Here is a 26,148-nt window from a genome sequence, read left to right as displayed (position 1 = left end):
TTATGTCAGTAGTGGTTACGACTTCAAGGAAAGCGGCCCCGCCTCCTCGGGTCTGGCGGCAAACGGACGTTGAATCCGTGTGTGTCCCTCCACCCACAGCCCGGCCCGACCGATGAATTCCCGGCGCGGGCTAGGTCTGAGCTGATGGACCGGAATACCGAACTCCAGCACCGCACTCCCGAAAGCACTTCCGAAAGCAGGCAACTGCCATGGCACAGCTCTCGATCACCACTTTTGTCACGCTCGACGGCGTGATGCAGGCCCCCGGCGGTCCGAACGAGGATCCCAGCGACGGCTTCGACCTCGGTGGCTGGTCCGTACCGTACGGAGACGAGGACTTCGGCCGGTTCATCACCGAGGTCTTCGACCGGGCCGGCGCCTTCCTGCTCGGCCGCCGTACGTACGAGATCTTCGCCGGCTACTGGCCCAAGGTGACCGACCCCGACGACCCGGTCGCTTCGCGGCTCAACACCCTGCCGAAGTACGTCGCGTCGACCACGCTCGACGAGGCCGACTGGGAGGGCACCACCGTCATCGGCGGCGACCTCGTCAAAGAGGTCGCCGCGATCAAGGAGCGCACGGACGGGGAGCTGCAGATCCACGGCAGCGGCGGCCTTGCCCAGTCCCTTATGAAGCACGACCTGATCGACACGCTCAACCTGCTCGTCTTCCCCGTCGTGCTGGGAAAGGGCCGTCGTTTCTTCGCGGACGGCGCGGTTCCCACCGCGTTCCGGCATGCCGCATCGCGCACCACGGGCACCGGCGTGGCCATCCACACGTACGAGCTGGAGGGCCGCCCCCAGTACGGCACGTACGAGCTCGACGAAGGCGCGTAGCACTCAAGCTGATGCTGCTGGGCCGCCGCGCGGACGGCCGGACCGCTTGCTAGGTTCGTGCGCCATGCGATCATTGACGTACGACATGGAGTTCCGCGAGCGTGCCAAGCGCGCCCAGAGCTGGGGCTTCGGTCTGCTCTCGGTCGCCGCGTTGCTGTGGGTGTGGTTCGCCGTGCTGCTGCTCATGCCGTACGAGATCGAGGGCAAGTACGGCGATACGGAGTGCGAGGCGCGGCTCTTCACGGACCAGTCCACCGCCAACAGGGGGGCCGGGAACGGCTCGAAGTGCACGGCGGAGCGGGACTGGCCCGAACTCCTCGGGGTCATCGGGCTGTCCGTGCCGGTCTCCGTCGTCGGGGCCGCGCTCTACACGGGGGGCAGCGTCAGCAACCGCATGAGCGAGCACGCGGCGGAGGTCGCCCGGCTGACCGAGGCCGCCGACCGGAAGTGACCCAGATGTCGCGCACCGCAGCCGTCGGGCACAGGCTGGAGGAGAGGGAGCTTTCCCGGGGGCCAGCAGACCGGAGCAGCCGGAGCAGCCGGTGAAGCCGGTGAAGCCGGTGAAGCCGGTGAAGCCGGTGAAGCCGGAGCAGCCGGTGAAGCCGGAGAAGGAGGAGCGCAGTCATGACGGCGACGACACGGAACGACACTCCCATCGCGATCGAAGGGGGCGGTGTGGAGCTGCGGATGCAGGACGTGGGGGGAGAGATGACCGTCGCCTTTGTGCGGTTTCCCCAGGGCACGGACATGGGGCCTGCGATGAAGGGCATGCCCGAGGATCTTTGTCCCTGCCCCCACTGGGGTTACCTGTTCAAGGGGCGGCTGAAGATGCGGACGCAGCACGGCGACGAGATCTACGAAGCAGGACAGGCCTTCTACTGGCCGCCGGGTCATGTCCCGGAAGCGCTCGAGGACTGCGAGTACATCGACTTCTCACCGACCAAGGAGTTCAACGACGTGGTCGATCACGTCAAAGCGCAGATGGGTTGACCTGTACCGGGTCGGGAGTCCGACATGAAACTCCTGCTTCTCGGCGCGACCGGGCCCACCGGCCTGCAAGTGGCCGCCCAGGCCGTCGACGAGGGCCATCACGTCACCGCGCTCGTCCGCAGTCCGGAAAAGCTTTCGCAGCCCGACGACCGGCTGACCGTGCTTGTCGGTGATGTCACCGACGGACAGGAGGTCGCCAAAGCCGCTGTGGGCCAGGACGCGGTACTGAGCACGATGGGATCGGGGAAGAGCCTGACGTCCGACATCGTCGGCCGGACCGTGGACGCGATCATCCCCGCCCTGCATGAAGCGGGAGTCGGCCGCCTGATCTTCCTCTCCGCCTTCGGCGTCGGCCGGACCTACGCGCAAGCCTCGCTGCCGCAGCGGCTCTTCTACCGCACCATGCTGAGGAAGCTCTTCGCCGACAAGGAGCAGGCGGACCGCAAGCTCCTCGCCAGAGCCCTCGACGTGACGCTCGTCTACCCGGTGACGCTGACCAACCAGCCCTTCACCGGCGCCTACCGCGTCGGTGAGCGTTTCGACTTCAAGGGCATGCCCCGCATCAGCCGAGCGGACGTCGCCCACTTCATGCTCTCGCAGCTCAACGACCCGACCTGGTCCGGCCGCATCGCCATCCTCACCGGTTGAAACCGGCCCCGGTGCCTAGACGCGATTGCCGCCGCGGTCCGAGGCCACCAGCAGCGCGAGTCCCAGCACCGCCAGCACGATGTTCGCGAAGATCTCGTAGCCGTCGAGGAAGTCCAGGTACCGCACCACCACCCAGATGCGGAACCAGCCGGTGAACTCATGGACCAGACCGGCCACGCCCCAGACCATCAGGACGAAGCCGACCGCCTCGAAGATTTTCCTCATGCGGCGAGCCTCGCGGGGACGCGGCGGAGCCCGCGTCGGCCGTCGGCATGCGGTGCGCACGCCGAAAGTCTGAGCCTGCGCGACTTTGGTAGCTTCCCTCGTCCAGGCGGCCACCGCGGGGCTCCCACCTGCGTAGATTTATCGATATGACGCGCACGGAGTACCCCTGGCTGCTGCCCTCAGCCATGTCCGATCCCCTGGACCCGGACCGCCCCGGCGATGGCGGCGGCCGGGGCAGGACCAGGCCGCGCCGTACCGTACGCGACTGGGTCGTCGACACCCTCGCGTTCGTCCTCGCCGCCATCGTCGGCCTGCTCGCCTCCGAGGCCGGCCAACAGGCGGGCAACTCCGAACTCGTCGTCTTCGCCGATCAGCTGGTGGGCGCCGCGGCTTGCTGTGCGCTGTGGGCGCGGCGGCGCGCGCCGCTCGGGCTCGCCATCACCCTGCTCGTCGTGTCCGTGCTGTCGCCGGTCGCCGCCGGCGCGATGCTGGTGGCTCTGTTCAGCCTCGCCGTGCACCGCCCCTTCAAGCCCGTCGCGGTCGTCGGGGCCCTCGCCTTCGCGGGCTCGGCCGTCGCCGCCGCCGTCCGCCCCGATCCGACCATGTCCTACCTGGCCTCGCTCGTCACCAGCGTGATCCTCATCCTGCTGGTGATCGGCTGGGGCATGCTCGTACGCGCCCAACGCCAGCTCGTCGTCGCGCTGCGCGAGCGCGCCCGGCGGGCCGAGACCGAGGCCGAGCTGCGCGCCGAGCACGCCCAGCGGCTCGCCCGCGAGGCCATCGCCCGCGAGATGCACGATGTGCTCGCCCACCGGCTGACCCTCCTCAGCGTCCACGCGGGCGCCCTCGAATTCCGGCCGGACGCGCCACCGGCCGAAGTCGCCCGGGCCGCCGGAGTGATCCGCGACAGCGCGCACGAGGCGCTCCAGGACCTGCGCGAGATCATCGGCGTGCTGCGCGCACCCGGCGACGGCGACGGGGCCGACCGGCCGCAGCCCACGCTCGCCAGTCCAACGCGGAGATCGCCGCGACCCTCTATATGAGCGTGCCCGTGAAGGCCCATGTCTCCCGCATCCTGGCCAAACTGGACCTCAACAACCGTGTCCAGATCGCTCTGTTGGCGCATGACGCGGGCCTGCTCGACGAGGAGGGCCCACGTAGGCTGGGGTGATGACGACTGTCGATCTGGGGGAGTACGGAGCGGACTTCACCGCGAACCCGTATCCGTACTATGCGCGACTGCGCGAGTCGGGACCCGTCCACGAGGTGCGAATGGCGGGCGGCGAGCAGTTCTGGCTGATCGTCGGTCATGAGGAGGCGCGGGCCGCGCTCGCCGACCCGCGGCTGTCCAAATCGCCTGCCACGGTCGGCACGATGATGCTCGACGAAGAGGTCGTCGGCCCGAATCTGCTGGTCCTGGACCCGCCCGACCACACGAGGCTGCGCAAGCTGGTGGCCCGTGAATTCACCGGGCGCCGGGTGGAGAGCCTGCGTCCGCGCATCCAGCAGATCACCGACGAGCTGCTCGACGAGATGCTGCCGGCCGGGCACGGCGATCTGGTGGACGCGCTGGCCTTCCCGCTGCCGATCATCGTCATCTGCGAGCTGCTCGGAGTCCCGGCCGCCGACCGCGACGCGTTCCGCAAGTGGTCCAACGAGGTCGTGGCCCCGACCGGAGCGGGGGCCGAGGAGGACGCCATCCGTGGACTGGCCGCGTACCTGGACGAGCTGATCGAGGACAAGCGCTGCGCCGGTCCCGCCGACGATCTGCTCTCCGCCCTCATCCGCACCCGCGCGGAGGACGACGACCGGCTCTCGGCCGCCGAACTGCGCGCACTCGCCTATCTGCTGCTGATCGCCGGCCATGAGACGACCGTCAATCTGATCTCCAACGGGGTACGGGCCCTGCTCACCCACCCCGCCCAACTGGCCGATCTGCGCGCGGACTTCGGGCTGCTCGACGGAGCGGTCGAGGAGATGCTCCGCTACGACGGCCCGGTGGAGAACGCCACCACCCGCTTCGCCTCCGAGCCGGTCCCCGTGGGCGACCAGGTGATCCCGGCCGGGGCGACGGTGCTGGTCGGTCTGGCCGCGGGCGACCGCGACCCGTCCCGCTACCCGGCCCCGGACAGCTTCGACATCCACCGGGACACCCGGGGCCATCTCGCCTTCGGGCACGGCATCCACTTCTGCCTGGGCGCGCCGCTCGCCCGCATGGAGGCCCGGATCGCGGTCCGCACCCTCCTGGAACGCTGCCCGGACCTCGCACTCGACCCGTCCGAGGGCCCGCTCGACTGGCTGCCGGGGCTGCTGATGCGCGGTGTGCGCAGGCTCCCGGTGAGCTGGTAGCCCCGACCGCGACCCCGCTGACCCCCTTCACCGACCGTCCAAGGAGCCGCACCGTGCCGGGACTTGACCTCGCGATGGCCCAGAAGGTCCTCGACAGCCAGCCGTTCAGCCGTCTGCTGGGGGCGCGGATCACCGCGTTCGGCAATGGACAGGCCGTGCTCGAAGTCGACGTCCGGGAAGAACTGCTCCAGCAGAACGGCTATCTGCACGGGGGAGTGATCGCGTACGCCGCCGACAACTCGATCACCTTCGCCGCCGGTACGACGCTCGGTCCCGCCGTGCTGACCGGCGGCTTCTCCGTCCAGTACATCCGCCCGGCCACCGGCGTGACACTGGTGGCCCGGGCGTCCGTCGTGCACAGCGGCCGCCGTCAGGCCGTTGCCCGTTGCGATCTCTTCACCGTGAACGCCGACGGCGACGAGACGCTCTGCGCCGTCGCGCAGGGCACCGTACTGTCCGCACCGTCCGCGCAACAGTCCTGAGAACGCCCCAGGAGTCAGTCTGCCGGGATCTCCTCCAGCCGAACCGGCCTGTGCTCCCGCCGGGACAGCTCGCACGCCTCCGCGATCCGCAGCGCCGTCAGCGCCTCGCGGCCGTCGCAGGGGTTCTCGGCCTCGCCCTGCACCACCCGGACGAAAGTGTCCAGCTCCGCCTCGTACGCGGGGGCGAACCGCTCCAGGAACCCGGGCCATGGCTTGGTGGCCGGCGGCGGGCCCTGCGGCTCGGTCGAGGTGATCGGCGTACGGTCGTCCAGGCCGACCGCGACCTGGTCGAGCTCGCCCGCGAGTTCCATCCGTACGTCGTAACCCGCGCCGTTGCACCGGGTGGCCGTCGCCGTGGCCAGCGTGCCGTCGTCCAGCGTGAGCAGCGCGGCCGCCGTGTCGACGTCGCCCGCGTCGCGGAACATCGCCGGGCCCGCGTCCGAGCCGGTCGCGTACACCTCGACCACCTCGCGCCCGGTCACCCAGCGCAGGATGTCGAAGTCATGGACCAGGCAGTCCCGGTACAGGCCGCCGGAGAGCGGCAGATACGCGGCTGGCGGCGGGGCCGGGTCGGAGGTGATGGCCCGTACGGTGTGCAGCCGGCCGAGCCGCCCGGAGCGCACCAGCTCACGGGCCGCGGTGTACCCGGCGTCGAAACGGCGCATGAAGCCCAGTTGCAGCAGGGTGCCCGCCGACTCGACCTCGCGCAGCGCGGCGAGCGTGCCCGGCAGATCCAGGGCGATCGGCTTCTCGCAGAAGGCGGGGAGCCCGGCGCGGGCGGCGCGGGCGATGAGTTCGGCGTGGGCGGCGGTGGCGGAGGCGATCACCACGGCGTCCACGCCCCAGGCGAAGATCTCGTCCGCGCTGGGCGCGGCCGTGGACCCAGTGCGCTCGGCGACCTCGGCCGCCCGTGCCGGGTCGGCGTCCGCCACGACCAGCGAACCCACCTCCCGGTGGCGGCTGAGCACGCCCGAGTGAAAGGTACCGATACGTCCCGTTCCGATGAGTCCGATGCGCATGGCCCAAAGGTGGCGGGGGGCCGCCTCCCTGTCAAGACTTTGTCCTGACAACCGAACTTCACGACTTCCCGTCAACATTCCCTGCGACTACTCTCGCTCCGTGCCCAAGCAGCCCAGACACGTGACGGACCCGTCTCTGTCTCTCCAGCTGAGCGTGGACCGCACCAGCCCGGTCCCGCTCTACTTCCAGCTGTCGCAACAGCTGGAAGCGGCCATCGAGAGAGGGACCCTCACCCCCGGCAGCCTGCTCGGCAACGAGATCGAGCTGGCGGGCAGGCTCGGCCTGTCCCGCCCGACCGTCCGCCAGGCCATCCAGTCCCTCGTCGACAAGGGCCTGCTGGTCCGCCGCCGCGGCGTCGGCACCCAGGTCGTGCACAGCCAGGTCAAGCGCCCGCTGGAGCTCAGCAGCCTGTACGACGATCTCGAGGCGGCCGGCCAACGCCCGGCCACCATCGTGCTGCGCAACGCCATCGAGCCTGCGAGTGCGGAGGTCGCGGCCGCCCTAGGTGTGGCGGAGGGCAGCGACGTCCAGCTCGTCGAGCGGCTGCGGTACGCCCATGGCGAGCCGATGGCCAGGCTGCGCAACCATCTGCCCGCGGGCCTCTTCGACTGCGACACCGAACGTCTTGAGGCCACCGGCCTGTACCGGATGATGCGGGCCGCGGGGATCACCCTGCACAGCGCCCGCCAGTCGGTAGGGGCGCGGGCCGCCACCGCCATGGAGGCCGAACTGCTCACCGAGGTGACCGGCGCTCCGGTGCTGACGATGGAGCGCACCACCTTCGACGACACCGGCCGCGCGGTCGAGTTCGGCTCGCACATCTACCGCGCCTCGCGCTACGCCTTCGAGTTCCAGCTGCTCGTCCGGCCGTAGCCGTAGCCGTAGCCGTGGCCCGGCCGCGACCCGGACCGCCGCGCCGTGGGGTCACGTAAGAATGTCATTCGCGTAAGAATGTTCGGACAAAGTCTTGACTGGGTCCCTCGACCGCCGTAAAAACTCACCCAGCCGCAACCGGGCGGCCGGGAGAGAAGGCGGATCCACCATGCGTACCACCCGCAGGGCAGCAGCGCTGCTCGCCGCATGTGCCCTGGTCGTCGTCGCCGGATGCAGCAGTTCCGGTGGCAAGGAGGCGAAGGACAGCCCCTCCAAAGGCGGCGGCGAGCCCGCCACCACCCAACGGCTGAAGATCGCGATGGTGACGCACTCCGGCGAGGGCGACACCTTCTGGGACATCGTCCAGAGCGGCGCCAAGGTCGCGGCCCGCAAGGACAACGTCGAGTTCCTCTACGCCGCCAACAAGGAGGGCAAGGAACAGGCTCAGCTCATCCAGACCTACATCGACCAGAAGGTCAACGGCATCATCGTCACCCTCGCCAAGCCGGAAGCCGTCAAGGACGTCGTCAAGAAGGCCGTCGCGGCCGGCATACCCGTCGTCACGATCAACTCCGGCGCCGAGTTCTCCAAGGAGGTCGGCGCACTCAGCCACATCGGTCAGGACGAGACGGTGGCCGGCGAGGCGGTCGGCGAGGAGCTCAACAAGCGCGGCAAGAAGAAGGCCATCTGCGTCATCCACGAGCAGGGCAATGTCTCGCTCGAAGCCCGCTGCGCCGGTGTGAAGAAGACGTTCAAGGGCACCGTCGAGAACCTCAACGTGGAGGGCACCAACATGCCCGCATCCACTTCCTCCATCGAGGCGAAGCTGCAGAGCGCGAAGGACATCGACGCCGTCGTCACGCTCGGCGCACCCTTCGCCGCCGCCTCCGTCAAGGCCAAGGAGGGCGCGGGCTCCAGCGCCGAGGTCAACACCTTCGACCTCAACGCCGAGGTGGTCAAGCAGCTCAAGGCCGGCGAGATCGGCTTCGCCGTGGACCAGCAGCCCTACCTCCAGGGCTACCTTGCCATCGACGAGCTCTGGCTCAACAAGACCAACGGCAATGTGATCGGCGGCGGCAAGCCGATCCTCACCGGCCCGGCCCTCGTCACCGAGAAGGACGTGCCGGCGCTGGAGAAGCTGACCGCCGACGGCACCCGATGACGTACCCGGCGTACCCGATGCCCACCCGCCGACCTGCTGTGACACATACTTGGGCGGCCGGGGAGAGCTGTGACGACTCCCGGCCGCACCGAGAAGTACAGCGAGTACGGCAAGAAGGGCACGGCGTCGTGGCTAGGGCAAGGACAGGGGTACGCGCGCTCGGCGCGGTGCTGGCAGCGGTACTGGGAGCCTCCCTCGCGGGATGCAGCAGCACGGGCGGCAAGCGCGCGGAGGACGCCCGCAAGGCCCAGGCCGCGGCCGGCAAGTCCGCCGTCACCACCCCCCGCTGGACCTTCGCCATGGTGACCCACTCGGGCGACGGCGACACCTTCTGGGACATCGTCCAGAGCGGCGCCGAGCAGGCCGCGGCCAAGGACAACATCAACTTCCTGTACTCGCACAGCGACGAGGGCCAGCAGCAGGCCCAGCTCGTCCAGGCGGCCATCGACAAGAAGGTCAACGGACTGATCGTCTCGCTCGCCAAGCCCGACGCCATGAAGGGCGTCATCGCCGAGGCGGAGAAGGCCGGCATCCCGGTGATCACCGTCAACTCGGGCTCCGAGCAGTCCAAGGCGTACGGCGCGCTCACCCATATCGGCCAGGACGAGACGATCGCCGGCGAGGCCGTCGGCGACGAACTCGACAAGCGGGGCAGGAAGAAGGCCCTGTGCGTGCTGCACGAGCAGGGCAACGTCGGCCATGAGCAGCGCTGCGCCGGTGCGAAGAAGACGTTCGGCGGGGAACTGCAGAACCTGTACGTCGACGGCACCAACATGCCCGACGTACAGGCGTCCATCGAGGCGAAGCTCCAGTCGGACCGCTCCATCGACTCCGTCGTCACGCTCGGCGCGCCGTTCGCGGACGCCGCCGTGCAGGCGAGGAAGACCGCGGAGAGCAAGGCCGAGGTGGACACCTTCGACCTGAACGCCAAGGTCGCCGCCGGTCTGAAGGCCGGGACGCTCGGCTTCGCCGTGGACCAGCAGCCGTACCTCCAGGGGTATCAGGCCGTGGACCTGCTGTGGCTCTACAAGTACAACGCCGATGTGCTCGGCGGCGGGCGGCCCGTCCTCACCGGACCGCAGATCATCACCAAGACGGACGCCGCAGAGCTGGAGGAATACACAGAGCGGGGGACCCGATGAGTGCGACCGCACCACCTGCCGGCACCCGGCAGCCCGACAAGGGTGACGAGCGGCTGCTGCGCACCTCGCCGTTGCGCAAGCTGATGGGCCGGCCCGAGCTGGGCTCGGTCGTCGGCGCCGCCGCGGTCTTCATCTTCTTCTCGATCGTGGCGGACTCGTTCCTGCGGGCATCCAGCCTCTCCACCGTCCTGTACGCGGCGTCGACCCTCGGCATCATGGCCGTGCCGGTCGCGCTGCTGATGATCGGCGGCGAGTTCGACCTCTCGGCCGGCGTCCTGGTGACCAGCTCCGCGCTGATCTCCGCGATGTTCAGCTACCAGATGACGGCGAACGTCTGGGCCGGCATCTTCGTCTCGCTGCTGGTGACGCTCGCGGTCGGGGTGTTCAACGGCTTCATGCTGACCCGTACGAAACTTCCAAGCTTCATCATCACGCTCGGTACGTTTCTGATGCTGACCGGCCTCAACCTCGGCTTCACCAAGCTGATCAGCGGCACGGTCTCGACCAAGTCCATCGGCGACATGGAGGGCTTCGCCTCGGCGAAGAAGCTCTTCGCCTCCCAGCTCACCCTCGGCGACGTCACGCTTAAGGTGACCATCCTGTGGTGGTTCGCACTGGTCGCGCTGGCCACCTGGATTCTGCTGCGTACCCGATTCGGCAACTGGATCTTCGCGGTCGGCGGCGGCGCCGACGCGGCCCGCGCGGTCGGCGTCCCGGTCAACAAGACCAAGATCGGCCTGTATGTGGGCGTCGCCTTCGCCGCCTGGGTCTCCGGCCAGCATCTGCTGTTCTCGTTCGACGTGGTGCAGTCCGGCGAGGGCGTCGGCAATGAGCTGACGTACATCATCGCGGCCGTCATCGGCGGCTGTCTGATCACCGGCGGCTACGGCTCCGCGATCGGCTCGGCGGTCGGCGCGTTCATCTTCGGCATGACCAGCAAGGGCATCGTGTACGCGGAGTGGAACCCGGACTGGTTCAAGTTCTTCCTGGGAGCGATGCTCCTTCTGGCCACCCTGCTCAACGCATGGGTCCGCAAGCGTGCGGAGGCAAGCAAATGACGGCCCTCGTCGAGCTGGACAACGTCAGTAAGTACTACGGCAACATCCGTGCCCTGGAAGGTGTCTCGCTCGAGGTCCACGCCGGGCAGATCTCCTGCGTCCTCGGCGACAACGGCGCGGGCAAGTCCACCCTGATCAAGATCATTGCGGGTCTGCACCGGCACGACGCGGGCACCTTCCTCATCGAGGGCGAGCAGGCGAGCCTCGCCAACCCGCGCGAGGCGCTGGACCGGGGTATCGCCACGGTCTACCAGGACCTCGCCGTCGTACCGCTGATGCCCGTCTGGCGGAACTTCTTCCTCGGCTCCGAGCCGACGAAGGGTGTCGGTCCCTTCAAGCGTCTCGATGTCGAGCTGATGCGCGAGACCACCCGGTCCGAACTGCTGCGCATGGGCATCGACCTGCGCGATGTCGACCAGCCGATCGGGACGCTGTCGGGCGGTGAGCGCCAGTGCGTGGCGATCGCCCGGGCCGTCTACTTCGGCGCGAAGGTCCTGGTGCTGGACGAGCCGACTGCCGCGCTCGGGGTGAAGCAGTCGGGCGTGGTGCTGAAATATGTGGCGGCGGCACGCGACGCGGGACTGGGCGTGGTGCTGATCACCCACAACCCGCACCACGCGTATCTGGTCGGCGACCGCTTCGTACTGCTCAAGCGCGGCAAGATGTCGGGCAGCCACACCAAGGACTCGGTGACCCTGGACGAGCTCACCCGCCAGATGGCGGGCGGCAGCGAGCTGGAGGACCTGCGCCACGAGCTGGAGCGTGCGCCGACGCCGACGCACCTGGGCGGTCATCCGGTGAAGGACGAGCCGCCCGCGGCCTAGTGCCTGCCGGGGCTCCGCCCCGGACCCCCGGTCCTCAAACGCCGGACGGGCTTGATGGTGCGGCCCTGCCGACTTTTCCAGCCCGTCCGGCCATTGAGGACATGCGGCCGAAGGTCGCATACCCGGGGTCCGGGCGGAGCCCCGGGGCGGGCGGCAACCCGCACGCGCACCGGCGGGCGCGGTGCCTGGCAGAATCGCCGGTGAACCACCCACCCGCCTCCGAGACCCCGCAGGGACATGAGCACCTACCGCGACTTCACACACCGCGGCTCCGCGCGGGCCACCGTCCTGAAGACCATCGGCACCCGCGAGCGGCGCTCGCACCTGACCGCGCCCCGCGTCCCCACCGTCGGCATCGACATCGGCGGTACGAAGGTGATGGCGGGCGTCGTCGACGCCGACGGGGTCATCCTGGAGAAGATCCGCACCGAGACGCCGGACAAGTCCAAGAGCCCGAAGGTCGTCGAGGACACCATCTGCGAGCTCGTCCTTGACCTGTCCGACCGGCACGATGTGCACGCCGTGGGCATCGGCGCGGCCGGCTGGGTCGACGCCGACCGCTCCAAGGTCCTCTTCGCCCCCCACCTCGCCTGGCGCAACGAGCCCCTGCGCGATGCCCTGTCGGCCCGGCTCGCCGTCCCCGTGCTGGTCGACAACGACGCCAACACCGCCGCCTGGGCAGAATGGCGCTTCGGCGCGGGCCGCGGCGAGGACCACCTCGTCATGATCACCCTCGGCACCGGCATCGGCGGCGCGATCCTCGAGGACGGCCAGGTCAAGCGCGGCAAGTACGGGGTCGCCGGCGAATTCGGCCATATGCAGGTCGTGCCCGGCGGCCACCGCTGCCCCTGCGGCAACCGCGGCTGCTGGGAGCAGTACAGCTCGGGCAACGCTCTCGTACGGGAGGCCCGCGAGCTCGCCGTGGCCGACTCCCCGGTCGCGTACAGCCTCATCGACCGGGTCGGCGGCAACGTCGGCGACATCACCGGACCGATCATCACCGAGCTCGCCCGCGAGGGCGACGCCATGTGCATCGAGCTCTTCCAGGACATCGGCCAGTGGCTCGGCGTCGGCATCGCCAATCTCGCCGCCGCCCTCGACCCCTCCTGCTTCGTCATCGGCGGCGGCGTCAGCGCCGCCGACGACCTGCTCATCGGCCCCGCCCGGGATGCCTTCCGGCGGCATCTGACCGGCCGCGGCTACCGCCCCGAGGCTCGCATCGTCAAGGCCCAGCTCGGCCCCGAGGCAGGTATGGTCGGCGCCGCAGACCTCGCGCGGCTTGTGGCCCGCCGCTTCCGCCGCGCCAACCGGCGCCGGGTGGAGCGCCACGAGCGGTACGAGCGCTATGCGCAGGCCATCCGTAACTCCAGCACTGCCCGCCCCACCCAGGAACCGTAGCCATGACCGTGCCCCGCCAGTCCACGTCCCCGGACGAGAGCGCCCGTCCCCCCGAGGGCCGGCGCCATATGCTCCGTCGCCGTTGGCTGACGGCCATCATCATCGTGCTGCTCGTCGGCATCCCGGCCGGCTATCTGGTCATCTCCGCCGAGCAGAGCCGCGACAGCGGCCGCGACAAGGAGTCGGAGTCCTCGGCGACCGGCCTGCGCGAAAGCTGGCCGTCGCATATGAAGCGCCGTGTATTCGAGGTGCCGATCCCCGAGAAGTCCACGGATGTCGCCTACTACGAGACGAGCAACTGGAAGACCAGCCGGTTGTACGTGCAGTTCCGCACCACGTCCGCCGGGCTCGACCGGTTCCTGAAGGGCGTGGGCACCAGCCGTTCCCAGCTCGACGACGGTGTGGTCACCATCAGCGCGCGAGACGCCGAGACGGTCGGCTGGGACTTCAGCGCGGGAAGTGACTGGGCGGGCACCACGCATGCGCAGAAGGACCCGCGGCCCTCGCAGGACATCACCGTGGACATGACTTATCTCTCCCGTCCCAAGGTGTATGTCGTATCGACGGCGACCCCCTGACCGGAGGCTGGACCTCCACTCATTACCGTGGGACAGGTGAGTGAGACGCAGACGCCCCCGAAGACCCTGCAGTACCGGATCGACGGTCCGGACGACGCCCCCGTGCTCATCCTCGGCCCCTCCCTCGGCACCACCTGGCACATGTCATAGCGACCGTCCAGGGGCGTCCGGCCGATCCAGGACGGGAGCTTGATGCCAGGTCAGGGCATCATAGTCCGGGGGAGTCAGCACAGTCCGTGAGGTCCGTGTGAGAGCGCGTGAGACGACGAAGCCCCGCCGGAATGCTTCGGTTCTAGTGGTCGTCGCAACACCCCAGCTCAAGGGGTGCGATGGACTTCGAGATCCGTAAGGTTCGCAAGGCTCAGGGGCCTGTGAAGCTCCGAGCCGAGCGGGAGGAATACTTCCGGCTCGTGCAGATGGGGCTGACCAACCGAGAGGCAAGCCGACGTGTCGGTGGCGAATCCGCGCGCGGCGCAGGAGGCCAGTCCTGGCGCAATGCGGCGGAGGCCGAGCAAGTGCGGGAGACGGTGGACGAGCTGCTCGCGCGGCTGCCCGACCATGCGACGGTCGGGGTGGTCACACCGTTCCGAGCCCAGAAGGAAGCGCTGGCATGCGTATGGGCAGATGACGACCGGGTGCGGGTCGGCACTGTTCACGCTTTCCAAGGTGGGCAGCGTGACGTGATGGTGCTGAGTCCGGTAGCGACCGGCAACACCCCTCCGCGTACGACGCACTGGGTGGCGAGCCAGGTCAACCTGTGGAATGTGGCGGTCACGCGGGCCAAGTCGCAGTTGATCACGGTGGGCAGTCACGCCTTCTGGCAGGGCCAGGCCGGGTTGCCGGCGCTGCTCGCGGAGCGAGCGGCGGTGCTGCGAGCGGGGTCGAAACGAAACAGGACGCGGCCTTCGGGATGCGGGCGCCTTCGGGATTGCGTGAAGAGCTCGGGGACCAGCTCCAGGAGTACCTCGGTCTCCGTGGAGTCACCGAACTGGAGCGCGCAGCGATGGTGGGCGGGCACAGCGTGGACCTGCTGTTCACGGTGGATGGTGCGAACACGGCGGTGCTCATTGATCCTGGGCCCGTGCACGGCCAGGATCAGGCCCGACATTTGCGGCTGATGCATGCGCGCGGCGACTTGCTCACTGGACTGCCCTCCGGTGGTACGGGGGCGAAGTTTGAGCCCGTGGAGCGGACTGTCCGGGTGCCGGCATGGCGGATTCTGGCTGGGCCGGCCCTGTTGGACCCACTGTTCGGCAAGCCGTAGGACTCGGTGTTCCTCGGGACGCCGGCAGTTCCGTCGCCTCAAGGGCGGCGGCGACCGTCAGGACAACGCCGCGCTGCATCGCATCGTCTTCACCAGCCTGCGGGCTGGGCGTGCGTGTACTGAGTGCTCGAGAACATGAAGCGGTCGGCGAGGAGTGGGTGCTGCAGGCCACTCGGATCACGCTGGGTCTGCTGGCTCACCGGATCGGCCAGCTCTCCGAGCAGATCCGGGAAGTGGACGCTCGTCTGGCCCGGCTCGTGGAAGGTCATGCCCCGCAGCTGCTCGACGTGGTGGGACGCGGCGCGATGGGCGAGGTGTGGCGAGCGACTGACCAGGTTCTCGGGCGCCCCGTCGCGGTCAAGCTCCTGAGAACGGACGAGGCGACGGACATCGAGCGGTTCCGGCTGGAGGCACAGACCGCGGCCCGTCTCAACCATCCGAACGTCGTGGGCGTGTACGACTTCGGCTCCCTCCACGGCCGGCTCTACCTGGTCATGGAGCTCGTCGACGGCTGGAGCCTGGCCCAGGAGCGGTCGATGCGCGGCACCCTGGCCCCGCACGAGGCGGCCGCCATCGCAGCACAGGTGTCGGCATTGGTTGCAGAAGGACGCACGGACCGTGGTGGGCGCGTCGGGGGTGACGATGGAGACCACGGCGGTGGCCGGCTCCACGTTCGTGGGTCCGTCGGGCGTCGCGGTGAGGCGGACCGGGTCCCCGGTGGCCCGGCATGGGGAGGTGACCTGGGCGGTGTGGCCGAGGACGGCGGGGAACCCCGGCCGGGGTCGCCTTGCGCCAGACCAGCTGGGGTGACGGGCACAGCAGGCAAGCCCAGAAGCCGGCGACCGCGGCTGGCCGAGCAGCGGGTCGTGCGTGAAGTGGCGGAGCTGCGCCGCTTTGTCGCCGGCTGCCTTCGCCAGGGTTTGTGCGCGGGCGCGGACCCGGCCGAGGTCGCCCAGCGGGCAGGGAACAGCGTGGAGGTTCTCCTGTCCCTGTACGCGAGGTGTCTCTATGACCGGCGCAGCGCAGCGTTCAGTATTGCTCGGTCTCCACGAAACCCGCGTCCGCGTCGTCGTCCGCGCCGAGTGCGGCGGCGGTCGGGTCGAATCCGGGCGGGCTGTCCTTGAGGCCCAGGCCCATGCCGGCCAGCTTCGCCTTGACCTCATCGATGGACTTCGCACCGAAGTTGCGGATGTCCAGCAGGTCGGCCTCGGAGCGGGCGACGAGCTCACCCACGGAGTGGACGCCCTCGCGCTTGAGGCAGTTGTACGAACGGACGGTGAGCTCCAGCTCCTCGATCGGCAGCACCAGGTCGGCGGCAAGGGCGGCGTCCGTCGGGGACGGGCCCATGTCGATGCCCTCGGCGTCGATGTTGAGCTCGCGGGCCAGACCGAACAGCTCGACCAGGGTCTTACCGGCCGACGCCATGGCGTCACGAGGACGCATCGCCTGCTTGGTCTCGACGTCGACGATCAGCTTGTCGAAGTCGGTGCGCTGCTCGACACGGGTCGCCTCGACCTTGTACGTGACCTTCAGCACCGGCGAGTAGATCGAGTCGACCGGGATGCGCCCGATCTCCTGGCCCACCTGTTTGTTCTGCACGGCGGAGACGTAACCGCGACCGCGCTCGACGGTCAGCTCCATCTCCAGCTTGCCCTTGCCGTTGAGCGTGGCGAGGACGAGGTCGGGGTTGTGCACCTCGACACCGGCCGGGGGCGCGATGTCGGCGGCGGTGACAAGACCCGGGCCCTGCTTGCGCAGGTACATCACGACCGGCTCGTCCTGCTCCGAGGAGACGACCAGCTGCTTGATGTTGAGGATCAGGTCGGTGACGTCCTCCTTGACGCCCGGCACGGTGGTGAACTCGTGCAGAACGCCGTCGACGCGGATGGACGTGACCGCCGCACCCGGGATCGAGGAGAGGAGCGTACGACGCAGGGAGTTGCCGAGGGTGTAGCCGAAGCCCGGCTCCAGCGGCTCGATCACGAACCGGGAGCGGAACTCGTCGACGACCTCTTCGGTCAGGGACGGACGCTGAGCAATCAGCACGGGGTGTTGCCTCCAGTGGTTGGGCGCCCGCTATGACGCCGTAGACACCACGAAGGGTACGGGCGATACGGTCTCTGGTGACCACGTGCACTTCCTCGTGGTGCACGGCGCCCGCAACCTCAAGTGCCTCATGGGATGAGCTTTAGTGCTCGTCCCCGATGGCATGACCCTGTACGTCGGTCCTTCGGGGTGGACTCCTGATCGAGGTCACATCGGGGATGGTGAGGCCGGAGCCCGCCGGTGGCGAGCGCAACATAGACCATGATCGCCGGTTAGCCAAACGTCTCCTCGTCACTCAGTTGTGTCAGAACCACCGAAGCCCTCGCGCGCTCCGCCCGACGGACCCGAGCAGACCTGCACTTGGTCCCGCCTCCGCGGCCGTAGATCGGCCCGCGTGACGGCCAGTCAGCTCGCTGCCCTCAGAATTACCCGCCTGACCAGCAGCAATAGCGAACCGCTAGACTTGGAGTGGAAGCCCGGCCCGCTGGTGCGTCCGGTACGGGGTACGGGGATGTGGTGGCGCTTCATGCCGTGCGTCGCTGTGAGTGCGCTGAGCCATCCGGGGCTGCTTCGCGACCGGAACGAGGACAGCCTCGTCATCGGCCCGTGGAGGCTGTGCGTCTCCGTGACCGAGAATCTGCAGACCCTGGTCCTCCTGCTCGGGACACCCTTAGGGTCCAGTTCGCCTCACCTCAGCGGCGCGGGCCGCAGCCGTCCTGGTCGCCGTCGTCGAGGCGCTGCTTCCGGACGAGGCTGGCCGCACCTTCCACCTGATGCGGCCCTGGTACGCGGTGATGGCGATGACCGACCCGGGGCTGGCCGAACTGTTTGCCTACGGCGGGCCTGGTTCTGTCCTGGCCACGTAGACGGTGTTGGTCGAGGTGCCTCCTTGCAGGGGATTGTCGAAGTCGACGAGATGGACCGCTGATTGCGGGAAGACCTCTGTGAGTGCGGAGGTGAACTGTTTGTCTGGCGGGTCGTTCGACCACAGGGCGAAGGCCCCGTTGGGGTGCAGGCGTTCGGTGAGAGCGCGTAGCCCGGCAGGCTGGTAGAGCGCCGCGTGGCGCGGGTGGAGCACATGGCGCGGCGAATGGTCGACATCCAGCAGAATGGCGTGGAAGCGGCGGCCCGGCTCCCTCGGGTCCAGACCGCACGAATCGGCCGCCATCGCGAAGAAGTCGCCTTGAACCAGGCGGCAGCGGGCGTCCGAAGTTAGCCGGGCGCCGAGAGGGACCAGGCCCCGCTGATGCCAGTCGATGACTTCGGCGAGCGTTTCGATCACGGTCAGCGAGCGCACTCGGGGGTCGTCCAGCACAGCCTCGGCGGTGTACCCGAGTCCGAGTCCGCCGACGGCAATGTCCAGTTCGGCGCAGGGCAGTTTCGCCAGTCCGAGTTCCGCAAGCGCGATCTCGCCGGTTGTGAAGAGGCTGGACATCAAGAACTCGTCGCCGAGCTTCACCTCGTATACATCGGTGTCCGATGCCGGGTCGCGTCGGCGCCGCAGGCTGATGTCGCCCATCGCTGTCGGGCGCCAGTCGATCTCCTCGAAACGCGCGCTCATCCGTTTACCTTTCTGACGCGCCGTCGGTGCCCGAAGTCGGTGCCTGGAACGCCGCTCTGCGCAGGTGTGGACGCAGGCGCGAAACCGTCCCTGCTGCCGCCAGGGCAGGGCAGGGCAGGAGAGGGCAAGGGGGCCGCCGGTCAGGCGTCGATGATGACGGGGATGATGAGGGGCCTGCGGCGGTGGGTACGGAAGGCCCAGTTCGCCACGGCACGGGCGATGAGCTGTTCCAGCTGGTGTGCGTCGCCGACGCCTTCCTGGGCTGCGGTCGCCAGAGTCTTCTCGATGACAGGGATGACCGGTTCGAAGGTGGTGTCGTCGTGGACGAACCCGCGGGCCAGGAAGTCGGGAGTCTCGGCAAGGGCGCCCGTGTCGGCATCGACGATCGCCACTACGGTGACCACGCCTTCCTCCGCGAGAGTGACGCGGTCCTTCAGGGACGCCTCGGTGGCGCCGCCGACCTCCATGCCGTCCACGTAGACGTTGCCCGCGGGCACCTTGCCGGTGATCGACGCACGCCCCTCCACGAGGTCGACGACGACGCCGTCCTCGGCGATGACCACCCGCTCGGGATCGACCCCCGTACGGATGGCCAGGTCGGCGTTGGCCCGCAGGTGGCGCCATTCGCCGTGCACGGGCATGACATTGCGGGGCTTGACGATGTTGTAGCAGTACACGAGTTCACCGGCGCTGGCGTGCCCGGAGACGTGCACCTTGGCGTTGCCCTTGTGGACGACATGGGCGCCCCATCGGGTCAGCCCGTTGATCACCCGGTAGATGGCGTTCTCGTTGCCGGGGATCAGGGAGCTGGCGAGCAGGACGGTGTCGCCCTTGCCGATGCGGATCACATGGTCGCGGTTGGCCATCCGAGACAGAGCCGCCATCGGCTCGCCCTGGGATCCGGTGCACACCAGGGTGATCTTGTGGTCCGCCAGCTTCTCCATTTCCTTGATACTCACGACCAGGCCGCTGGGAACCTTCAGGTACCCGAGGTCGCGGGCGATGCCCATGTTGCGGACCATGGAGCGGCCCACGAAGGCGACCTTGCGGCCGTGCTGGTGCGCGGCGTCCAAGACCTGCTGGATGCGGTGCACATGGCTGGCGAAACTGGAGACGATCACCCGGCGCGGGGCGGTACGCATCACCTGCTCGATCGCCGGGTTCAGGTCGCGCTCGGAGGTGGTGAAGCCAGGGACCTCGGCGTTGGTGGAGTCGGTGAGGAAAAGATCGACGCCTTCCTCGCCGAGGCGGGCGAAGGCGCGCAAGTCGGTGATGCGGTCGTCCAGCGGGAACTGGTCCATCTTGAAGTCACCAGTGTGCAGCACCAGCCCGGCCCCGGTGCGGATCGCGACCGCGAGACCGTCCGGGATGGAGTGGTTGACCGCCACGAATTCGCAGTCGAAGGGGCCGAAGCCGCGCCGGTCGCCCTCACGTACCCGCACCGCGCGCGGCCGGATTCCGTGCTCTTTGAGCTTGGCCTCCAGGAACGCCAGTGTCAGCTTCGAGCCCACGACAGGGATGTCGGAGCGCTCTCGCAGCAGATACGGCACGCCACCGATGTGGTCCTCGTGGCCGTGGGTGAGCACCACGGCCACGATGTCGTCCAGGCGATCACGGATCGAGGTGAAGTCCGGCAGGATCACGTCCACGCCGGGCTGGGTCTCTTCGGGGAACAGCACGCCGCAGTCGACGATGAGCAGCTTGCCGGCATGCTCGAAGACGGTCATGTTGCGGCCGATCTCACCCAGACCGCCCAGGGCGACGACCCTCAGCCCTCCTTCAGACAGGGGAGGGGCGGCTTTCAGTTCGGGATGCGGATGACTCATATTCTGACGTTACCGGAGAGTCTGCCGAGGTGATCCACTGGCTGCCCCAACCAGCCGGTTCAACACGGCGCGGCTGCGGCGGTCAGCGGGGTGGAGCGGGGCTGCGCCCGCGCCAGTAGCGACGACGAACTCGCCCTGCTGGATGCCGTCGTCGCCGTCACCAAAGACCTGTCCGGCCAAGCGGACGCGGCCGTCGACCAGGTCGTACGCCGGGTGAGTGCTGCCTGACACTCCCGGACGTTGATCGGCGAACACCTCGGCGCCAGGTCTGCTGCTGATGACCGCGCCGACATCCGTGCCCCTCGCGCCGCCCCCTAGCCGCCGGGCCGCGCTCACCCGGCGCATACGGATCCTGGTCGCCGGTCGCCGCCACCATCACCTACAACATCCTCGAGGCGATTGTCGCGATCGCCGTCGGCACCCGCGCCTCCTCCGCTCTGATCGGCTTCGTACCCGCTCAGCCACCAGCACAGCTTCCCTGCCGCGCACTGCCGGCGAGTGTCATGCCGTCGGCGTGCCGATCCGCAGCCGGTTGCCGTCAGGGTCGCGCAGCTCAATCTCACGCGCCCATGGAGAGTCCTCGAAGACCGCGGCAGTCGGCCGGATCGCTGCCTCCATCATCCACGCCAGCCGGGCGCGCACATGGGCCGGATCCCACGGGCTGGTGGTCACGAAATGGGCCATGGCCTGGCGGTTCCCGTCCTTCCCGAGTCGCGCTGCCATCGGCTCCACCGACTTACGCCGCCCGTCGGGTCGTCGGCGAGCCACGCGCAGGTGCGGAAGAGTTCTCCATTGTTCAGCCCGGCCAGCTTTTCCCGCAGGTTCGGGTCGGCAGTCAAGCCCCCGTCATAGGCGCAGTGACACGTGATGGTTACTGAGGCCCCCGCCGGGCAGGTGCTGGGGGGGTGCCCCTATGGCCTGGGTGCGGGCCTTGACTGCCGAGCCCTTGGCGAGTTTGTACATCCGGGCGATCTGCACCGGTCCATCGCCCGACTTGCTACACCCCTGGGGCCCGTGGTGGCGCGCAGCAGCGGGGGCTGGTACGGAGGCTGGTGCAGCTCCCCTGGATCCCCAGCGACAAGCAGTGGCGGGCCGTGCTGGCGGTAGCCGCCGCCGAGCCGGTACGCACCCGGCTCATGCTGGCCCTGGCCTACGATGCTGCCCTGCGCCGCGAGGAGTTGTGCTCACTGCGCACCGACGACCTGGGCCCAGGTCGTCGGATGGTGCGGGTGCGGGCCAGTCCTGTCCATAGGCCTCGTCGGCGGTCACCCATGCGGCGGGCAGACCTGCGGCGATGCAGCGACGGACCAGATCCTTGGCCAACTCGCCCTTGGTCGCGAAGGCGCGCTCGTCGGGGATCTTCGCCGCCCGGTACCGCTCTCGATCCTTGGTCCAGGACTTGGGCAGGTAGAGCTCGCGGTCGACCAGGGCCCGTCCGCGGGCGGTGGCGTAGGCCGCGAAGACACCGATCTGGCAGTTGTCGATCTTCCCGGACGTGCCGGTGTACTGCCTCGACACCCCGGCCGACGTGGTGCCTTTCTTGATGAACCCGGTGTCATCGATGATCAATACCCCACCCGGGCCCAGCCGTTCGCCGACGTACTCCCTCATGTCGTCTCGAACGGCATCGGCGTCCCAGCGGGCACCGTTCAGTGCTGCAGCCCGGCAGGGTCGCGATGTCCTGCGTACTCGGCCAGTTGCCAGCCGTTCTTGCGGCCCACCGGCGCCAGCAGCCCGCGGACGTAGTCCCGCATCCGCCACCGAAGGTCTGCCCGCCCGAACCGTCCCGCAACACGCGCGAAGACCGACTCCAACTCCGCTGCCCAGCCCTCGACTTCAGCAATCCCCTCCACGACCGGACAACGAGAAGAACCAGCTCAGGACACGATTTCTGACTGGAGTACTAATACAGGGGAGAAGGTCGACGCGCAGGGCACTGCCTGAGCTGTAGTCGGATAGCCCGGCAAGGTCGCCGATACAACCTGACGGCAGGCGATGTGAGGGCCATCCTGGAGCTTCAGGGCGGAGTATGTGCGTTGTGCGGGCGCGGGCCCGACCGTGACGGAAGCTCCTCGTACTGGCACATCGACCATGATCACGCATGCTGTGAGCCGTCGGACGCCGCTTGGTCCATATGCGGAGCGTGCGTCCGCGGCCTGCTGTGTAGCGGGTGCAATGCTCGTGGCCTTGCCTGGTACGAACTCCTCCCCAGAGACCGTAGGGACTGGGGGCGCGTGAACGACTACCTGGCCAACTCACCTGCCCGTCGCCTTCGCCTTGCTGGAACGCTGAAGTTCTGCCTGGGGCACCTCGCGCATGCCGGTGCGGCTCGACACCGGTAAGCCCGCAAGCCCCAGATGGATCCTGCCAACTCGTGTGGATGGCAGTGGTGTTGGCTACTATGTACGTGGTTAACGAGACCCTTGAAAGGCAAGGTGCATCGGTGCAGATGGCCGACTATCACGGCGCGGTGGCAGAGTCCCTATAGGGGCGCCTGGTCGGCGCTCACCTATGGCGACGCCCGATGGGCGGCGACGTCGTGACTCAGATCCGGCGGCGGGTTGACTCCTGCCCTGGTTCCGTAACGGCGCTCTGACGATGCCTGGGAGGGCCCTCCTTGTCCGCAACCACCTCTACCTGCGACCACCGCGTGTACCACGTGGTCGTTGTCGCCTTGATCTCCATGATTGTTGGGCTTACCACCGGGGTCGGCTTTGCCGCTCTCGGACAGTCCCCCCTCACCGCTGTTGCTTCCGGCGGGGCTGTCGTGCCGTTCGTCTTTTCTACTGGCATGACCGCAGTCGCATACGTGAAGCGGCAGGCACGGTAGGCGACTTCGTGGGGTGGCTCCTTCAGGCCACCCCACGCCTGTTACTCGGCGAGCCCCAAGTCCTTCTTGTAGTCAGCGATGGCGAGGACAGCCGCGGACTGCTCCTCGGGCTCAGACTCGTGCAGTTCAATGCGCACACGGCGCCGGTCGCCCTCGGCGACGAGGAGTCGCTCGAAGGCGGAGTAGATCGTCTGAAGCATCTGGCCCGACCGCTACTCCGACTTCTTGCAATGGCAGAGGTCTTCGCACAGCGAATAGGCCAGCACCCAATCGGACTGCTGGTAGAAGTCGGTCTGGCCGGACTCCTTCTACGAGATCCGCCAAGCCCACCGGCTCGTCTACTCCGACGGTCTCGACCTCGGCCGCACCGCGGTCACCACCCCCATCGGGATGGGCTGCCGCGTCTGCGAACGCCTTGAGCGCCCACGGCGGGCGGCGCCGTTGCTCGGCCGCCCACTGAGTAGCGGTCCGAACGCAGCAGGTTGTTGCCCTGCCCCGTAGCGCACGCAGCCGTGGAGAAGCCGCACCGGTCGTGGAGCAACCTGAACGAAGGTGTCGGCTTCTGTGCCGTATGACGATCGGCCGGAGTCAGATCCGGGATGTCCCTGGGGCTGGGACTGAACATGCTCAGTGTTTGTGGGTGGGGATGCTGTGACGGGCGGGAGGATGGGTGGGTGCTGTCCCGGGTCCGCGGTCTGACTCATGACACCTTTGACCGGAGTGTCTGAATTACACAGTGTCGGCCATTGGCTGGGGTTGGTGCGTTGTCGGTGCCGGGCCGGCGGGGCGTGTCCCGATAGGGGCCTGCCGTTCGTTGTGGCGTCCTCACGATTCTGACCGCCCGACGCGGCCCGGTGCCGGCAACGCGACGCGCCGTCGGACCGGAAAGGGGAACGGGCATGTCCAGTTCGACCCTGTCCAGTACGCCGCCTGCTCCGCAGACCTGTCGTCGTCGCCCTGCGGGGGAGGTGGTGCTGGGAGATACGCAATCGGGCCAGGAACTGGGAAGCCGTGAGGCGGCCCGGGCGGTCTTCCACCTGGTCAAACAGCTACAGCCAGGACCCCGCTCATAGGGGCTGTCGTGACAGATGAGAGGGTCGGACGGGTGAGCGAGACACCGAAGAACACCCTGCAATACCGCTTTGACGGGCCAGAAGACGCTCCTGTCCTGATCTTGGGTCCCTCACTGGGTACCACATGGCACATGTGGGACCGGCAGATCGCCGATCTGTCCCGCCAGTGGCGGGTGCTCCGCTTCGACCTGCCGGGCCACGGCGGCGCCCCCGCCCACCCCGCCACCGCCGTCGCCGAACTCGCCGACCGGCTGCTCGCCACCCTCGACGAGCTGGGCATCCAGCGCTTCGGCTACGTGGGCTGCTCCATCGGCGGCGCGATCGGCGTCGAGCTTGCGCTGCGTCATCCGCACCGGCTGGCCTCCCTCGCGCTGGTCGCCGCATCGCCCCGGTTCGGGACCGCGGACGAGTTCCGCCAGCGCGGCGTGATCGTCCGTACCAACGGTCTGGACCCGATGGCCCGCAGCGCACCCGAGCGCTGGTTCACGCACGGTTTCGCCGCCGCCCAGCCCGCGATCGTCGAGTGGGCAGTCCAGATGGTTCGCACCACGGACCCCGGCTGCTACATCGCCGCCTGCGAGGCGCTCGCGGCCTTCGACGTGCGCGGCGAACTCGGCCTGGTGGGTGTCCCCACCCTCGTCCTGGTCGGCTCCGAGGACCAGGTCACCGGTCCCGCCGAGGCCCGCACCCTGGTCGCCGGGATTCCTGACGCCCGGCTCGCGCTGGTGCCCGGCGCCTCGCACCTCGCGCCGGTCGAGCAGCCCGCCGCCGTCACCGACCTTCTCGTACGCCACTTCTCCACCGCCTGGAACGACACACTCTCCGCCATCGCTGCCCCGCCGGTCGCGCCCGCGATCTCCGCCCCGGTGGCGCCTGTCGGCGAGATCGCGTCCGCCTCGCCCGCGCAGCCCGAAGCGGTGCATTCGGGCCGCCCCGATCCGTACGTCGCGGGCATGAAGGTCCGCCGCGAGGTCCTCGGCGACGCGCATGTGGACCGGGCGACGGCCGCCGCCGACGACTTCACCGGCGACTTCCAGGAGCTGATCACCCGCTACGCCTGGGGCGAGGTCTGGACCCGCGAGGGTTTGGACAGACGCACCCGCAGCGTGGTGACGCTGACCGCGCTGGTCGCGGGCGGGCATCTGGACGAGCTGGCCTTCCACACCCGGGCCGCCCTGCGCAATGGCCTGACCCCCGCCGAGATCAAGGAAGTCCTGATCCACGCGGCCGTGTACTGCGGCGTCCCGGCGGCGAACTCCGCCTTCAGGGTCGCCCACGCCGTCATCCAGGAGGAGACCACTCCGGGGCCGTAGCAGGATGGAGGCATGAGGCTCACGAAGAAGACGCATGCCTGCATCAGGCTGGAGAAGGACGGGCAGACGCTCGTCATCGATCCCGGCACCTTCAGCGAGGAGGACGCCGCCGTCGGCGCGGACGCCATCCTCGTCACGCACGAGCATCTCGACCACTTCAACGAGGACCGGCTGCGCGCCGGCCTCGAAGCCAACCCGGCCGCCGGAATCTGGACGCTGCGGAGCGTCGCCGAGAAGATCTCGGCGGCCTTCCCGGGCCGCGTCCACACGGTCGGCCACGGCGACACCTTCACCGCGGCCGGTTTCGACGTGCAGGTCCACGGCGAGCTGCACGCGGTGATCCACCCGGACATCCCGCGGATCACCAACGTCGGCTATCTGGTGGACGGTTCGGTCTTCCACCCGGGCGACGCCCTCACCGTCCCCGACCAACCGGTCGACACCCTGCTGATCCCTGTGCATGCCCCGTGGAACAAGATCTCCGAGATCATCGACTACGTGCGCGAGGTGAAGCCGCAGCGCGCCTTCGACATCCACGACGCCCTGCTCACCGATCTCGCGCGGCCGATCTACGACAGCCAGATCGGCTCGCTCGGCGGCGCCGAGCACGACCGGCTGGTCCCGGGCGAGTCGGCGGACCTGTGACCGCC

26 protein-coding genes and 5 pseudogenes are annotated in these 26,148 nt (G+C 68.7%); 22 read left to right on the top strand and 9 right to left on the bottom strand.

Annotated features, from left to right (window positions below):
- Positions 1-209: 209 nt before the first annotated feature.
- The 4 genes from QFZ67_RS07580 (at position 210) to QFZ67_RS07565 (ending at position 2,474) form a co-directional block, all read left to right on the top strand.
- Positions 210-836 carry a dihydrofolate reductase family protein gene (locus tag QFZ67_RS07580; protein ID WP_307660324.1) on the top strand — a complete coding sequence of 209 codons (627 nt, stop codon included), beginning with the start codon at positions 210-212 and terminating at the stop codon, positions 834-836.
- 64 nt (positions 837-900) lie between these two features.
- A complete protein-coding gene (locus tag QFZ67_RS07575; RefSeq protein WP_307660323.1) occupies positions 901-1,287 on the top strand; it encodes a hypothetical protein in 387 nt (128 codons plus the stop codon).
- A gap of 173 nt (positions 1,288-1,460) precedes the next feature.
- Positions 1,461-1,826, top strand: a complete 366-nt coding sequence (locus tag QFZ67_RS07570) for a hypothetical protein (protein ID WP_307660322.1) — start codon at positions 1,461-1,463, stop codon at positions 1,824-1,826.
- 24 nt (positions 1,827-1,850) lie between these two features.
- Positions 1,851-2,474 carry an NAD(P)-dependent oxidoreductase gene (locus QFZ67_RS07565; protein WP_307660321.1) on the top strand — a complete coding sequence of 208 codons (624 nt, stop codon included), beginning with the start codon at positions 1,851-1,853 and terminating at the stop codon, positions 2,472-2,474.
- Positions 2,475-2,489: 15 nt separating this feature from the next.
- Here QFZ67_RS07565 and QFZ67_RS07560 read toward each other — a convergent pair whose 3' ends face one another.
- Positions 2,490-2,699 (bottom strand): hypothetical protein, encoded by a 210-nt coding sequence (locus tag QFZ67_RS07560; RefSeq protein ID WP_307660320.1) that lies wholly within the window; start codon positions 2,697-2,699, stop codon positions 2,490-2,492.
- Positions 2,700-2,845: 146 nt separating this feature from the next.
- Between QFZ67_RS07560 and QFZ67_RS07555 the strand changes: the two are divergent.
- The 4 genes and pseudogenes from QFZ67_RS07555 to QFZ67_RS07540 all read left to right on the top strand — a co-directional run.
- A pseudogene (locus tag QFZ67_RS07555) lies at positions 2,846-3,709 on the top strand (sensor histidine kinase); the annotation flags it as partial.
- 29 nt (positions 3,710-3,738) lie between these two features.
- Positions 3,739-3,870 carry a hypothetical protein gene (locus QFZ67_RS07550; RefSeq protein ID WP_373429962.1) on the top strand — a complete coding sequence of 44 codons (132 nt, stop codon included), beginning with the start codon at positions 3,739-3,741 and terminating at the stop codon, positions 3,868-3,870.
- Positions 3,870-5,048, top strand: coding sequence for a cytochrome P450 (locus QFZ67_RS07545; RefSeq protein WP_307660319.1), 1,179 nt, complete (start codon positions 3,870-3,872; stop codon positions 5,046-5,048). The genes QFZ67_RS07550 and QFZ67_RS07545 overlap by 1 nt, the downstream gene beginning before the upstream one ends.
- A gap of 74 nt (positions 5,049-5,122) precedes the next feature.
- Positions 5,123-5,530: a PaaI family thioesterase gene (locus QFZ67_RS07540; RefSeq protein WP_307665757.1), complete on the top strand. Its 408-nt coding sequence runs from the start codon at positions 5,123-5,125 to the stop codon at positions 5,528-5,530.
- Between the two features lie 14 nt (positions 5,531-5,544).
- On the opposite strand, the gene QFZ67_RS07535 is transcribed toward QFZ67_RS07540, so the two are convergent.
- Complete coding sequence (locus QFZ67_RS07535) at positions 5,545-6,549, bottom strand: Gfo/Idh/MocA family oxidoreductase (RefSeq protein WP_307660318.1); 1,005 nt, start codon at positions 6,547-6,549, stop codon at positions 5,545-5,547.
- Between the two features lie 154 nt (positions 6,550-6,703).
- On the opposite strand from QFZ67_RS07535, the gene QFZ67_RS07530 reads away from it, so the two are divergent.
- The 9 genes and pseudogenes from QFZ67_RS07530 to QFZ67_RS39065 form a co-directional block, all read left to right on the top strand.
- Positions 6,704-7,423: a GntR family transcriptional regulator gene (locus QFZ67_RS07530; protein WP_307665756.1), complete on the top strand. Its 720-nt coding sequence runs from the start codon at positions 6,704-6,706 to the stop codon at positions 7,421-7,423.
- A gap of 169 nt (positions 7,424-7,592) precedes the next feature.
- Positions 7,593-8,585: a sugar ABC transporter substrate-binding protein gene (locus QFZ67_RS07525; RefSeq protein WP_307660317.1), complete on the top strand. Its 993-nt coding sequence runs from the start codon at positions 7,593-7,595 to the stop codon at positions 8,583-8,585.
- Between the two features lie 128 nt (positions 8,586-8,713).
- On the top strand, positions 8,714-9,727 hold the full coding sequence (locus QFZ67_RS07520) for a sugar ABC transporter substrate-binding protein (RefSeq protein WP_307660316.1): 1,014 nt from the start codon (positions 8,714-8,716) through the stop codon (positions 9,725-9,727).
- Positions 9,724-10,785: an ABC transporter permease gene (locus QFZ67_RS07515; RefSeq protein WP_307660315.1), complete on the top strand. Its 1,062-nt coding sequence runs from the start codon at positions 9,724-9,726 to the stop codon at positions 10,783-10,785. Before QFZ67_RS07520 ends, QFZ67_RS07515 begins: the two co-directional genes overlap by 4 nt.
- Positions 10,782-11,609, top strand: coding sequence for an ATP-binding cassette domain-containing protein (locus QFZ67_RS07510; protein WP_307660314.1), 828 nt, complete (start codon positions 10,782-10,784; stop codon positions 11,607-11,609). Before QFZ67_RS07515 ends, QFZ67_RS07510 begins: the two co-directional genes overlap by 4 nt.
- Before the next feature lie 237 nt (positions 11,610-11,846).
- Entirely contained in the window at positions 11,847-13,007 is a 1,161-nt protein-coding gene (locus QFZ67_RS07505; RefSeq protein ID WP_307660313.1) for an ROK family glucokinase, read from the top strand.
- Positions 13,008-13,009: 2 nt separating this feature from the next.
- Positions 13,010-13,585, top strand: coding sequence for a hypothetical protein (locus tag QFZ67_RS07500; protein ID WP_307660312.1), 576 nt, complete (start codon positions 13,010-13,012; stop codon positions 13,583-13,585).
- Positions 13,586-13,914: 329 nt separating this feature from the next.
- Positions 13,915-14,703 (top strand): AAA domain-containing protein, encoded by a 789-nt coding sequence (locus tag QFZ67_RS07495; protein WP_307660311.1) that lies wholly within the window; start codon positions 13,915-13,917, stop codon positions 14,701-14,703.
- 91 nt (positions 14,704-14,794) lie between these two features.
- Positions 14,795-15,379 (top strand): annotated as a pseudogene (locus tag QFZ67_RS39065) (protein kinase); the annotation flags it as partial.
- Between the two features lie 63 nt (positions 15,380-15,442).
- On the opposite strand, the pseudogene merB reads toward QFZ67_RS39065, so the two are convergent.
- From merB to QFZ67_RS07465, 4 genes and pseudogenes are all read right to left on the bottom strand, one after another.
- Positions 15,443-15,619: pseudogene (gene merB, locus QFZ67_RS07485) on the bottom strand (organomercurial lyase); the annotation flags it as partial.
- Between the two features lie 259 nt (positions 15,620-15,878).
- Positions 15,879-16,895, bottom strand: coding sequence for a DNA-directed RNA polymerase subunit alpha (locus QFZ67_RS07480; RefSeq protein WP_307660310.1), 1,017 nt, complete (start codon positions 16,893-16,895; stop codon positions 15,879-15,881).
- A gap of 832 nt (positions 16,896-17,727) precedes the next feature.
- Positions 17,728-18,456 carry a spermidine synthase gene (locus QFZ67_RS07470; RefSeq protein WP_307660309.1) on the bottom strand — a complete coding sequence of 243 codons (729 nt, stop codon included), beginning with the start codon at positions 18,454-18,456 and terminating at the stop codon, positions 17,728-17,730.
- 140 nt (positions 18,457-18,596) lie between these two features.
- Positions 18,597-20,282 carry a ribonuclease J gene (locus QFZ67_RS07465; RefSeq protein WP_307660308.1) on the bottom strand — a complete coding sequence of 562 codons (1,686 nt, stop codon included), beginning with the start codon at positions 20,280-20,282 and terminating at the stop codon, positions 18,597-18,599.
- A 90-nt stretch (positions 20,283-20,372) separates the two neighbouring features.
- Here QFZ67_RS07465 and QFZ67_RS07460 point away from each other — a divergent pair, with 90 nt between their 5' ends.
- Positions 20,373-20,510, top strand: coding sequence for a hypothetical protein (locus QFZ67_RS07460; RefSeq protein WP_307660307.1), 138 nt, complete (start codon positions 20,373-20,375; stop codon positions 20,508-20,510).
- 273 nt (positions 20,511-20,783) lie between these two features.
- On the opposite strand, the gene QFZ67_RS07455 is transcribed toward QFZ67_RS07460, so the two are convergent.
- On the bottom strand, positions 20,784-21,050 hold the full coding sequence (locus tag QFZ67_RS07455) for a transposase (protein ID WP_373429961.1): 267 nt from the start codon (positions 21,048-21,050) through the stop codon (positions 20,784-20,786).
- A gap of 474 nt (positions 21,051-21,524) precedes the next feature.
- Positions 21,525-22,126: pseudogene (locus QFZ67_RS07450) on the bottom strand (IS701 family transposase); the annotation flags it as partial.
- A gap of 96 nt (positions 22,127-22,222) precedes the next feature.
- Here QFZ67_RS07450 and QFZ67_RS39060 point away from each other — a divergent pair.
- Positions 22,223-22,624: an endonuclease domain-containing protein gene (locus QFZ67_RS39060; RefSeq protein ID WP_373430211.1), complete on the top strand. Its 402-nt coding sequence runs from the start codon at positions 22,223-22,225 to the stop codon at positions 22,622-22,624.
- Positions 22,625-23,153: 529 nt separating this feature from the next.
- Here the strand turns inward: QFZ67_RS39060 and QFZ67_RS07445 are convergent.
- Positions 23,154-23,312 (bottom strand): hypothetical protein, encoded by a 159-nt coding sequence (locus QFZ67_RS07445; RefSeq protein WP_307660306.1) that lies wholly within the window; start codon positions 23,310-23,312, stop codon positions 23,154-23,156.
- Between the two features lie 112 nt (positions 23,313-23,424).
- Between QFZ67_RS07445 and QFZ67_RS07440 the strand changes: the two are divergent.
- From QFZ67_RS07440 to QFZ67_RS07430, 3 genes and pseudogenes are all read left to right on the top strand, one after another.
- Positions 23,425-23,613 (top strand): annotated as a pseudogene (locus tag QFZ67_RS07440) (short-chain fatty acyl-CoA regulator family protein); the annotation flags it as partial.
- Positions 23,614-24,217: 604 nt separating this feature from the next.
- Positions 24,218-25,498, top strand: a complete 1,281-nt coding sequence (gene pcaC, locus QFZ67_RS07435; protein ID WP_307660305.1) for a 4-carboxymuconolactone decarboxylase — start codon at positions 24,218-24,220, stop codon at positions 25,496-25,498.
- A gap of 12 nt (positions 25,499-25,510) precedes the next feature.
- On the top strand, positions 25,511-26,143 hold the full coding sequence (locus tag QFZ67_RS07430; RefSeq protein WP_307660304.1) for an MBL fold metallo-hydrolase: 633 nt from the start codon (positions 25,511-25,513) through the stop codon (positions 26,141-26,143).
- Positions 26,144-26,148: the final 5 nt, after the last annotated feature.

The organism is Streptomyces sp. V1I1, assembly GCF_030817355.1.
Lineage (GTDB): Bacteria > Actinomycetota > Actinomycetes > Streptomycetales > Streptomycetaceae > Streptomyces.
This window is presented reverse-complemented; position numbering and strand designations above follow the sequence as displayed.